This window comes from Haloquadratum walsbyi C23 (genome assembly GCF_000237865.1).
GTDB classification, from domain to species: Archaea; Halobacteriota; Halobacteria; order Halobacteriales; family Haloferacaceae; genus Haloquadratum; species Haloquadratum walsbyi.
This window is the reverse complement of record NC_017459.1, coordinates 1,926,011-1,937,389: the sequence shown is the minus strand read 5'-3', so window position 1 is coordinate 1,937,389 and position 11,379 is coordinate 1,926,011. Positions and strand designations below refer to the sequence as shown.

9 protein-coding genes are annotated in these 11,379 nt (G+C 46.1%); 5 read left to right on the top strand and 4 right to left on the bottom strand.

Features of this window, described 5'->3' with window-relative positions; genetic code table 11:
• The first annotated feature begins 167 nt into the window (after window positions 1-167).
• Genes HQRW_RS08520 through HQRW_RS08505 form a run of 4 tightly spaced genes read left to right on the top strand, consistent with a single transcriptional unit; the run spans window position 168 to window position 3,750 of the window.
• Window positions 168-1,208: a phosphate/phosphite/phosphonate ABC transporter substrate-binding protein gene (locus HQRW_RS08520; RefSeq protein WP_231852291.1), complete on the top strand. Its 1,041-nt coding sequence runs from the start codon at window positions 168-170 to the stop codon at window positions 1,206-1,208.
• Window positions 1,209-1,252: 44 nt separating this feature from the next.
• Window positions 1,253-2,098: a phosphonate ABC transporter ATP-binding protein gene (locus HQRW_RS08515; protein WP_014556264.1), complete on the top strand. Its 846-nt coding sequence runs from the start codon at window positions 1,253-1,255 to the stop codon at window positions 2,096-2,098.
• A complete protein-coding gene (gene phnE / locus HQRW_RS08510; RefSeq protein WP_011571824.1) occupies window positions 2,095-3,102 on the top strand; it encodes a phosphonate ABC transporter, permease protein PhnE in 1,008 nt (335 codons plus the stop codon). Before HQRW_RS08515 ends, phnE begins: the two co-directional genes overlap by 4 nt.
• A 6-nt stretch (window positions 3,103-3,108) precedes the next feature.
• Window positions 3,109-3,750, top strand: a complete 642-nt coding sequence (locus HQRW_RS08505; protein WP_011571823.1) for a transferase hexapeptide repeat family protein — start codon at window positions 3,109-3,111, stop codon at window positions 3,748-3,750.
• Between the two features lie 184 nt (window positions 3,751-3,934).
• Here the strand turns inward: HQRW_RS08505 and HQRW_RS08500 are convergent, their stop codons facing one another.
• Window positions 3,935-4,972: a hypothetical protein gene (locus HQRW_RS08500; RefSeq protein WP_014556263.1), complete on the bottom strand. Its 1,038-nt coding sequence runs from the start codon at window positions 4,970-4,972 to the stop codon at window positions 3,935-3,937.
• Window positions 4,973-5,274: 302 nt separating this feature from the next.
• On the opposite strand from HQRW_RS08500, the gene HQRW_RS08495 reads away from it, so the two are divergent.
• Window positions 5,275-6,291, top strand: coding sequence for a phosphate uptake regulator PhoU (locus tag HQRW_RS08495; RefSeq protein ID WP_014556262.1), 1,017 nt, complete (start codon window positions 5,275-5,277; stop codon window positions 6,289-6,291).
• A 1,134-nt stretch (window positions 6,292-7,425) separates the two neighbouring features.
• Here HQRW_RS08495 and HQRW_RS08490 read toward each other — a convergent pair.
• The 3 genes from HQRW_RS08490 to dph2 form a co-directional block, all read right to left on the bottom strand.
• Window positions 7,426-8,364, bottom strand: coding sequence for a hypothetical protein (locus tag HQRW_RS08490; RefSeq protein ID WP_014556261.1), 939 nt, complete (start codon window positions 8,362-8,364; stop codon window positions 7,426-7,428).
• An 824-nt stretch (window positions 8,365-9,188) separates the two neighbouring features.
• Window positions 9,189-10,028 (bottom strand): MBL fold metallo-hydrolase, encoded by an 840-nt coding sequence (locus HQRW_RS08485; protein WP_014556260.1) that lies wholly within the window; start codon window positions 10,026-10,028, stop codon window positions 9,189-9,191.
• Between the two features lie 281 nt (window positions 10,029-10,309).
• Window positions 10,310-11,344 carry a diphthamide biosynthesis enzyme Dph2 gene (dph2, locus tag HQRW_RS08480; RefSeq protein WP_014556259.1) on the bottom strand — a complete coding sequence of 345 codons (1,035 nt, stop codon included), beginning with the start codon at window positions 11,342-11,344 and terminating at the stop codon, window positions 10,310-10,312.
• Window positions 11,345-11,379 lie beyond the last annotated feature (35 nt).

The following is an 11,379-nucleotide window of genomic DNA, read 5'->3' as shown; positions in this document are numbered from 1 at the left end:
CGCCTATTTATTAATGACATCTTATATATAACCAATTATACCAGAATAGACCATTATTGGTTATTTATCAAATATATTGGTCCAAGAACTCTCCTTGCCATTCGTTATTGACCTTATATACTCTATGAGGACAATAATTATTCACTCGACTTAGTTCAACACAGGTGATGATGAAGAAGAAAGATCAGAATGTAAATCCGGAGCGAAATCACACAAATCAGTCTCGCGGTATGCTAACAGGGCGTCGTGGATTTATTGCCGCAGGTGCCAGCGCTGTCCTTGCTGGGCTTGCCGGGTGTAGTGGTAGTGGAACGCTCGGCGGGTCTGCGAGCGGTGGTGGTACGACAATCACCATGGTGCTGACGCCAGGAACACCTTCGGATATTCGGACACGGTATGAACCAATGCGAGCGATGATTGAAGGTGAACTTGATGAAGTTACTGTTGAGATGCAAGTTCCACAAGACTACTCAGCAGTTCGCCCAGCGCTCAATAGTGAACAAGCCGAAATTGGAATGGACGATGTTACACTTATTTCGAATCCCGACTTAATGGATGTATATGGGACAACCGTCACGGGTGGGTCGGCGTTTTATTTCTCAGTAATGCTGACAAATGAAGACTCAAATATCACACAACGCGAAGATATAGAAGACAAAACAGCGGCTTTTGCTGATCGTCTCTCGACAAGCGGATCAATCTTTGCAACATATGCGCTGAAACAAGCTGGTCTAGACGTTGGTGATGCCCCAGATGGTGACCCGGTTGATTTCACCGGCTCATGGTCGAATCATGAAGTTGCACTCGAGAAACTTGGTGCTGGTGAGGCGGATGCAGCAACCACGTATGGTGGAAACGGAATGCCACATATCTCATCATCATACAAATCTGACTTTCCACAACGCGTCATTGATAAGAGTTCAGCACTGGATGTGCTTGATACTGAGTCACCAAAATTCCGACCATTCTGGTGGTCATTCCCGATTCCAAAACAGCCAGTATATGCCCGAAAAACCTGGGATTCAGAGTATAAAACACAGGTTGGCGATCTTCTTGTTAACTCAAATAAAAGCTTAATTCAACAGTATTATCCAGAGGATTACAATGAGGCTGATTTACCATTCACAACACTCCGTGACACCTCAATCGATGACTACCAACCCGTAATTAAACGACTCAATAATCTTGGAATCGAGCTTGGATCCTAATCCCTGGTAGCAATCAACTAACTCTTTTATTAAAGATAATTATTATGAGCACACTTACTGTAGATAACGTAACAAAAACATATGGTGACGTCGTTGCACTCGATTCAGTCTCATTCGAGATTGAAGATGAATTTGTTGTCCTTCTCGGTGAATCAGGAGCTGGAAAGTCAACGATGCTCCGCTGTGTTAACGGACTAACACATCCAACCGAAGGAGAGATTCGACTTAATGGGGATCCGATCAATGGCTCACGCTCTGACATTGGGATGATATTCCAGCAACACAATCTCGTTGATGGTGTTTCAGCGTATATGAATGCACTTACTGGTTCACTTGATCGAACGTCGACAGTTAGCAGTCTATTACAACAGCAAAATAAAGAGACAAAAGAACGCGCGCTTGAAGCACTTCAGACCGTTGGCCTTCTTGAGGAGTCACATCAGCGTACCTCACAGATGAGTGGTGGGCAACAACAGCGTGTTGGAATTGCACGAGCACTTGTACAGGATCCAGCATTACTTCTTGCGGACGAACCTGTTGCAAGCCTCGATCCCTCAAGTGCAGAGAGTGTAATGGACTATCTCAAAAAAGCAGCAAGCGTTCATGAAGTTACTGCACTCGTCAGTCTTCATCAAGTAAATATTGCAGCTTACTTTGGTGAACGATTTATTGGACTCCGCGATGGTGAGATACTCTTTGACGTCAGTCCTGAGAAACTTACCCCAGGTCTCGTTGACGATCTCTATGGAAATGTCGAGACGGTTGGGCTTGCAACTGATAATAGCGATAACTCAACTGTAAATACTTCTGATGGTACTCGTTTCGACACCGAAACCGGTAGTGATGATACTGATGAGGTAGATGTTATTGGGCGGCAAGTAGAATCATGAGTTCTCAATCATCTGACTCTCGACTCCGCGACCTGTTACAGTACTTTGGACTTGCCTCTGTCGGGGACTCTTCAGTCGAGAAAAAATTAACCGATCTTCGCAGACGTAAGACAGTTCGCCGGCTATACGCTGGTCTCGGTATTGTCATAGCAGCAATTGTATTCAATGCAAGTCTAAATGCTGTTGGTTTTTCACTTACTGAGTTATTTGCACAGATTCCACAGTTCACCGAAGCACTTGGAGAGTACTTCCCTCCAACAACGTATTATGGAATTCCATTTATTGATTTCATGCAGTATTGGAACTTCATTATCGCGGAAAATCTCTTTGCCGCCTCTCAAATTACGATTGCGATTGCGATTGCTGGAACGATACTTGGGCTTCCCGGGGCATTATTATTTGGTATCATGGCAAGTGAGCGTGTCGTCCCATACCCATTCAATTTTGTATTTCGTGCAACAATGAGCCTTATTCGTGCAATCCCAGCACTTGTGTGGGTCTTAATTCTGATTCCGCTTGGTGGGGTCACGCCATTTACTGCGACACTGGCGATTATGATTGACACAACAGGATATCTTGGGCGACTATTTACTGATGAACTTGAAGAAATCGCTGATGGTCCAATTGAGGGAATCCAAAGCACCGGCGCAAACAAAAGCCAGATTGTCTCCTTTGGGATGCTGAGTCAAGTCTTCCGACAATTCATTGCGTGGATTGCATTCGATCTTGAACACAATGTCCGAGTCGCAATTGGACTTGGTCTTATTGGCGCAGGCGGACTTGGGCTTGAGCTTGATATCCAACGAAAAACGTTCCATTACACTGAGATGATGGCTTGTATTCTTCTTGTTGTTCTTCTAGCCGGGTCAGTCGAACTCCTCAGCCAGCGAGTTCGCTCATATCTTCGTGACGATGATGAAGTCGAAGAAACTGGGATTCTTGAAGCGATAATCACTGCCCCTAAGAAAATCATTACTGCAACAGCTGGTCGACGTGAGCGCTGATTAGCCATGTACATCGAGTCATATGGACCGACACGTATCGATTCGCTCAGTCCAGAACCGACGTTACATGATCCGGTCCATATCACCGAGAGCAATCTCGGGAGGTGGACAGATGTTCGCTCATACGCTCGTGTTAGTGAATCAACACTCGATGATTACAGTTATCTCATGGAGCGCGTTCAATTAGACTACACATCTGTTGGGAAGTTTGTGAGTGTCGCGAGTGATGCCCGATTGGGACCGACAAATCACCCGATTACCCGCCCAACCGCACATCACTTTAGCTATCGCGCAGCCATGTATGATCTCGGCAGCGACGATGAGACGGTATTTGAGTGGCGATCAGACCATCCAGTAACTATCGGTCATGATGTGTGGATTGGTCATGGCGCAACTATCCTACCAGGCGTTGAGATTGGTAATGGTGCTGTCATTGCTGCCGGTTCAGTCGTCACCGATGATGTTTCTCCATACACTGTTGTTGCCGGCGTGCCTGCATCGGTTATTCGTCGTCGATTCGCGCCAGAAATAGCAGCTCGTATTGAGTCAACTGAATGGTGGCACTGGAGTCACGAAACACTCAGTGAACGAATTGCTGCATTCCGTGATCTTGAGATGTTCCTTGATATGTACGCGCCGTCTGATTAAATAATAAAATAATCTGAGTGGCAGTAGCGACGGGCAAATAAAATCACTTGCTCTCTGTGAACTACCCCACCCTACTCGCTCACGGCTTGCACCGGTCGCTACTTGAGGGTGGGGCTTCCTGTTTCTATGACGCGCTTTCCATCCACAACCTCGGAACTACCCGACGAGCTAAACTCACTCACGTTCAAATTCTCGTATGTTCTGGTTGAAGACCAGAGTGAACCTGGACTGCGAGTTCAGCGGCATCAACCCAGTAGTGAATCGCACGCTCAAGTGCACGTGTGATGGTTACGAGATATCCATACATCTCTGGGTCGTACGCCGTTACCAGTTCAAATAATTCATCAAGATCTCGATGGACGGTCTTTTCAAGAGCTACCAACTGCTCATGAGCACTAAGATGACACTCAAAAAGAATTGTCTCGAGGTGTGAATTGATTGCATCGCCCGCTTCGAAAATATCGCTCACGCGTTTCTCGATGACACCTGTTGCAGGAGGTTGCTCACGCGTAACGACATCAGCGATAAAACAGGCTCGATCACCGACAATTTCAAGATTTGTTGCGATTGTTGAAAGATCTGCTGCGATGCGATTACCTGGCCAATTCGTTGTCAGTGTATATGATTTGAGTTCACTCAACACTGCGGAATACCGCTCATTTGCGAGCGACTCAAGCGTTCCTGCTGGTTGGTCCGGTTTATTATCAAGAAACGCATCATGAGCAGCATGATATTGTGTTGTCGTCACCGTATTAAGCCGATTTAATAGGTCTAAGACAGAAGCACTGCGCTCATTCCCGGTTGTCTGTAATCCCTCAGTAAGCGTCGATGAGAGTGCATCGATACCTGTCTGTGCGTTACTCTCAGACACATCCGTACCAGAATCACGGGTTTTTCTCGCTGTATGTGTCTGATTAGCATCTGCCCCAGCGGATTCTGTTGTTGTCGCTTGTGAAGTTGTCTGGTTATTAAGTCGCGATACGATATCTACAGACTGATAGACACGTTCATTATCAACCACATACCCCTTCCGTACAATATTATCAGCTTTGAGATCTTGTAATAATTCTGAAGCATATTGCTCTGAGATACCGATCTGTTCTGCAAGTGCTGCTTTTGTCGGTGGTGCTGTCTGATCAATCGTATCAATGACTTGGGCAAGTGTTGCATCACGACCCTGTCGAGTGGCATCATGCGGCCGTCGCCATGTTCTATTAGACATAATTTCTAAATGACAATACCGTGATAAAGAGATAACCTATAGACTGTACAGTGTGGTACATACAAATATTGAGTATATGTGCATCTAAAAAATATAACATGTTTAGGCTACTCGAGGAATTCACTCCAACAGCCGAATTTATATGATAATCAATCAGCTCATAGTATGATTCTCGCTATCTTAATCGGACTCTATAATTATATATAGCTCTCTACAGTGAGTATATACCTATTGGAATGAAAAGAGTGGACAAGCACACTCATATAAACTATCATATAATTACATCTGTGCATCTGTAATGTATGGAAACACGAAAGGTGCAACTTTCGGGTGGGACCACATATACAGTCTCACTTCCAAAAAAATGGGCTCAAGAACACGGTATTGGATCAGGGTCTGTACTTGCGCTCCACCCAAGCGGTGATGGATCACTTCTTGTTGAGGCAACTGCTGATCGATCATGCATTGACCAGGGTGTGACAGTTGATATTTCAACAATCTCAGAGACAGCACTTCGACAGCGGATTCTTGCATTACACGCTGTTGGATTTGACACTGTTACATTACGAGACAATGCTGGCAGTGGACATGAGAAAGCCCGAACCGTTGAAGAAACACTCCGGGAGTTGTCCGGGTTTGAGTTGCTTGAAGTCAATGAGCACCGTATCAAACTAACCAATCTGATTGATGCACAGAATGTTGATATTAAAAAAAGTGTCCGACGACTTCGGTTGGTGACACTCGCAATGCATCGCGACGCTGTCTCAGCAGTCATTAATACTAATGAAGAGCTTGCCGAACGTGTGATTGATCGTGACGATGAGGCAGATAAACTCTTTAGAATGATCACGCGTCACTTTCGTCGGTCACTGACTGATCTGTATGAAGTTGAGAAACTAGCACTTGATCGGGATGAGTTGTTTGAGTATTACTACACTGCTCGACAGTTTGAGCGGATTGCAGACCACGCTGAAAAAATAGCTCGATTTACCCTCAGACCTGATGCGACTATTTCTTCAACCCATACAGAGACATTATCATCACTCGGTGACGCAACGCGAAGTATAATCACTGATGCTGCGGATGCTGTCCTGACTGACGGTGATATTACAACAGCAAATACCGCAATCACCAAGCATGAGGATTTGTCAACTCGACTGACAGATCTGGACCGTGAACTCTATGATCATGATGTCCCCAGTGAGGCTTACGTTCTTGGATTACTCCTTGATAGTCTGAAACGAAGCGCAGAATATGGAATAAATATCGCAAGTATTGCAATCCAGCAAATCACTCGGGCGACAGTCGATCCGTCCTGATAGCTCCGATATCTACCGAGAGCACCCGTAGTCTCTCGAGAAATACCTGAGTATCATATCTTCGAATCACAGTTCGTTTGTTTTCGTATATAAATTAAGAATTCGCACCGTTTGCTTGTCCGCAAGGTCATGAGATTGACATCCTCCTTCGTGTGAACGCGGAGGAATCTTGAGTGTGAATGGTGGAGATTTCAGGGTTGCAGTCCCATCAAATATTATGCTGAGAATCCGTCCGAGGTTCACAGACTGTGTCGAGTGGGGATGGACTACCGGGAGTGCCACATCTCAACCCCCAGTACTCCTATCCTCAGCCATGTTGGGACTCCCAGGGTTGGTTATGCCCCGCCCCGGGGAGTCTGGCAGACCTCGGCGTACTTGGAGTTATTTTTGTATGTTCACACCAGTCGGGCACAGCATCGATTCAGTATCGTAATCAATCGTTTACCTGACCGGGTCCGATTATTGTTTGATTGCTTGGGGTGGCGAAGCCGCCATTGTCGAACTAATCGGAATCGCTCTGTTCCCGATCTAATCCCTCTGTTGAGAAGGGTTGCTTAGGAATTAAAATGACGGATTGAAATCTTGGGTGAGCAGTCGAACGTGGAATGAGTCCGGATTGCCGGATTCATCCTGCGTTACCGAGACCGCTAGTCTCGTTTGCACATCAGAATTCATAGCTTTCTGGGGATAGCGAAAGCTGCAGGTATTCTTCTTGAATCTCTATAATAGTATCAACTCTGGGTTAAGCGCACGATGTTAGCTGAATACAGGTGCTAAGCCCCCGTCCTCAATGAATGAGCGATGCGAGTGAGTAGGACGAGGGCGGGGATACAGCGCCGTCATCATCTGTTCATACAGTTCCACTGGCACATTTACTATCATGTCGTAGCCGATAGTACGATACTCACACGTCTTCAACGGTGTTCAAGCGCGACAAGAAGCGCGCACCGTTGATTGTGGCTGAGTGTCGATTCGGTAGGAGTGGGTTACTTTGAACCTCTCGTGAAGGGAAGTCGCCTGTGGAGTCAGGAACCGATGTGTCCACGTTGAATGTAAGTTCCGACATGGAAGCAGGAAGCCCTGTCCTCAACAAGCGAGGAGCTGATAGCCCCGAGCGCGGTAGGTTAGGGTAGTTCACTCTGTAGTTTTGTTGTTTGCGTCTAGGGATTGTGTGTTTATTTCAGTCATCATTTCTTCCATCTCACAAGTCGCTAATATATCGCGAACACGGTCTGTTTTCGCTGTTGTTTCTGCATTATTCTGCATCAACACTGTTTCAGATGGAAACAGCTCCTCACCAACTACGAGTCCATGTTCACGCGCGGTTGACCCAGTCACCGTTAGATATACCCCGACACCGGCATTCGAAATCGCTGCTTCTTCTTGTTGTTCTTCATGTGGATATTTGAACGACACATCATCAAGTGCGTATGTTCCAAGAACAGCTTCAACCAACCGCTCGTATCTTGGAGAAATACACAGTGTTCCTTGATACTCAATGATGAATGATCGATCAAGTGAAACATCATAATCAAGTACGTCAGGGCGTGCTAGTAGCGTATGATATACTGTATCACCAAGTCCCGTCACAACACGAACATCAGTGTTCATCGGATCAATTCGCGCGTTAATCTCATCGATTGAGTCAATCCCATCTGCCCGAAGGTCAACAACTTCCTCGAGCACAAGGTCGGCACTATCGAATCCAAGCCCGAATGTATGTGTTCGCAATGCTCGAAACGGCTCCTCGCGACCAATAAGTTGTACTGGTATACCAGAAATGTCGATTGTGAGAGTATCAAAAACAATTCGACGTGGCATCCCAGGACGGTCATCTCGCCGAAGTGTATATTCTGGCTTATATTCATCATGAAGAGTTGAAATAGTTGACAATCGCTCGTACACGTCCATTGTCGGATCGATACTTCCCTTCGTGATTGCTTTCTCGTGACGCAGTGTCGAAATGACCTCGTCAACGACGGATTCAGCATCGGTAACCATTGCAATACGTTCGAGGACTGCCTCCAGTGGGCGACCTTTTCGAGGTACAGCCACTCGAACTGATTGAGTCATTACTCCAAAATATGTAATTGATTAATTAAACCGGTTGTGTTTTCAAGACTTATATGCTGAGCAGGCGCAATACCACGGCCTTTAGTGATTCAACAAACTTCTGGGTGAACTTATTCACTAAGTCGATGCGAGAGAACTATTCTGACTGATGCATGTCTACTCAAGCACCCACTTCTTCTGTGAGCTACTACAGACCGTGGATACGCGCCGTCACGCCCTCCAAAATCCTACTGTCGTCGCTCGATTTAAATTTCAAAATACATACATTTAAATCACAGGCAATCACACGATTAAATAGGAATCGGTTGGAAACAGAGCGATTCCCGCCAGTCCTACGATGGCGGCCTGTCCGCCCCAAGCAATAAGACAATCATCGGAACCAGTCTGGTGAACGGTCGGTTCCGATACTGAACCGATGCAGATGCAGATGCTGTGCCCGACTGCTTGAAAACACCACAGAAAGTAACTCCGAGTTTGCTAACGCCTGCCGGCGTCCCTGCGGCAAAAACAACGCTTGGACGCCGTATATGGTCGAGAATAGGAGTACCGGCGGCTTGGCACCGCCAGCAGTCCCACCCACATCAGACCGCGAACAACCCTTCAGATTCGCACTGGCTGGTTGTTCGGTGGGAGTGTGAAACCTGAAACTCCCAACGCTCGGGATTCCTCCGCGTGAACGCGGAGGAGGATGTCAATCATCATGCTGATCTGACCGTGTCGACCGACCCACATCTCGATGTTATGATGTATTATATGAGTTAATCAACACTGACAGTGCTCACATCCCTTTGATAAAATAACGATGTTAATGCGACCTTTCGGAGTTATATATCGATACGGTCGCCAATTTCAGCAATCTCAATCACCCGAGGGAATGTATAACTTTGTGCATGTGCGTGCAATGCTGTTGGATCCGCTGTTAATCCTTTCCACATGTCCCAATGACTTGGAAGAAGCCGATCAATATTGAGGGCTGCTGCTGCACGGATAATCTCGTTTTCAGTTGCATACCATTTTGTTCGGACAGGTTCACCAGTGTCTTTATCATCGATATTACCAATTGAGCCAAATGCAAGTACCCCAAGGTCAATATCATATGCATTCCCGAGCGCGTCAAAATCATCGTGCGGCTTTGTATCACCACCATGAAAGAATGTTCCTGTGTCATGTTCAATCACATATGAGACCGGGTGTGTCGAATCAGGATCATGAGCGTACTCAACATGAACCGTGAACTCTCCAATATCAATTGTATCTCCCTCTGATATAACCTGGAGTTGTGTCTCATTGATATCATATTCATCCTGCCACGCCTCGGTTTCACGCGCAACATCAATTGAATCATCAGGTGCATAAAATCGCGCGTCTGTTGACTCAAGAATCGGACCCTGTGATGGACCATGGGTATGATCAGTGTGCTCATGAGTTGCGAGGACTGCATCCATGGTTGTGATATCACCAGGATCGAATGGTACCGGAATCATCCGAACCGTTCGCGGCGGATCACCAGTTCCAACATAGGGGTCAATTGCGATTGTTGTCCCTTCATTCCCCTTTAGAAAGAACCCATTACATCCAAGATACCAGATAGCAACTGTATTAGGTGATGCTGCTTCGACATCGCGTGGGAGCCACGATCCCCAATCAGTTTTGACTGTGCTCATATTATCTATGTAAATATCAAGCATTAATGGGTATAAAAATCAAGGAAAATACTCACCGCTTTATACACAAAAAATATCAAATGGATATTATGTATAATATCCCGAGATATCAGGGTAGATTAAAATATTCTTCGAAATGAAATAAAAGGTCGGTCACCTGGGATACTCCATCGTAATAACGCCAACACTGGCACTACCGAGTGAGTTTGTAATCTACTAATTGAATTTATTAATGATGCAGAACAGACACTATGTAGGTCTGTTTATAGTCTCGAGGCGATTCACCATGTGCCGTGGAATGTATCGAAAGAAAGCGAGTCCAATGGCTTATCACCAACAGCGATGCGATACTCGCCAGGTGTGAGCATCGGTTTATGAAACTGCGGCCCATCATCGGTGGTAATACGCGGACAACCTGTGTTGACAAAAGCGTCCATATCGAAGTTTCGAAGTCGATCTGGTGTCACCTCATCCATTGTAATGAGATATGTATTGTCGTTATCCTCAAGAATTGACTCAGCCGTATCCATTCTACCCTGCCCAATCTTCGTACAGAAGATAACTCCCCACTTGTTGGCACTCATTGCCTTATGTACAGCCGCATATCGCTGCTTCATGAACTTCTCTGTGTCAGCAACAGTCACGACGTTATTGACCGGATCTGCGATTAGAACGTGCTTATCCGGATGTTCCATCGCAAGCCCAAGTGGGTGGAACTTCCCACCACCAACGTAGAGTACCTGATTAGCATCAATGTCCGCTGATGCATAATTACACCCAAGCACTTGTCCCTCATGTGTGAGCCTGTCGTCACCTCGCCGAGTGTGAACATCAAACCCGCGTGTCTCAAGCCACGTGACCATTGATTCGAACTGATTCATATGTTGAGCAGTTGTCACGAGACCAACATCATCTTCGGGTAATTCATCAACAGCCTCTTCAAGAATCGGAAATGGGTCAACATTCGAGAATAGTGGCACATATATGATTTTATCAGACTCCTTCATTGGCGAGTGCCCAAAGTGCACGAATACGTCCGTTCGACGCATCAGATATGTATCAAGATCACAGGCACCATAACATGGTTGACCGGAGAGCATAAATGTCACATCATCGCCACAAAGTGCGCGCAGGTCATCTGCGACTGCTGGACCACGTCGTTTGAGTCCTTCAGGAAACTGTAATCCAACACGATCTGCATCACGTTCTTCAATCTCCTCAACAATTCGATCGAGTTCGTAATCCCACTCCCGATCATGTTTGAGTGACATACCGGTATTTCTGAGGTCGCCTTCAGTTGCTGTTTCTTGGCTCATTATCATATATAACCTGTCTGGCTGGATAACTGTTA

Excerpts from the sequence above, each read along its gene's own strand:
- HQRW_RS08520 (WP_231852291.1), top strand. The coding sequence starts at position 168 with ATGATGAAGAAGAAAGATCAGAATGTAAATCCGGAGCGAAATCACACA.
- HQRW_RS08515 (WP_014556264.1), top strand. The coding sequence starts at position 1,253 with ATGAGCACACTTACTGTAGATAACGTAACAAAAACATATGGTGACGTC.
- phnE (WP_011571824.1), top strand. The coding sequence starts at position 2,095 with ATGAGTTCTCAATCATCTGACTCTCGACTCCGCGACCTGTTACAGTAC.
- HQRW_RS08505 (WP_011571823.1), top strand. The coding sequence starts at position 3,109 with ATGTACATCGAGTCATATGGACCGACACGTATCGATTCGCTCAGTCCA.
- HQRW_RS08500 (WP_014556263.1), bottom strand. The coding sequence starts at position 4,972 with ATGTCTAATAGAACATGGCGACGGCCGCATGATGCCACTCGACAGGGT.
- HQRW_RS08495 (WP_014556262.1), top strand. The coding sequence starts at position 5,275 with ATGGAAACACGAAAGGTGCAACTTTCGGGTGGGACCACATATACAGTC.
- HQRW_RS08490 (WP_014556261.1), bottom strand. The coding sequence starts at position 8,364 with ATGACTCAATCAGTTCGAGTGGCTGTACCTCGAAAAGGTCGCCCACTG.
- HQRW_RS08485 (WP_014556260.1), bottom strand. The coding sequence starts at position 10,028 with ATGAGCACAGTCAAAACTGATTGGGGATCGTGGCTCCCACGCGATGTC.
- dph2 (WP_014556259.1), bottom strand. The coding sequence starts at position 11,344 with ATGAGCCAAGAAACAGCAACTGAAGGCGACCTCAGAAATACCGGTATG.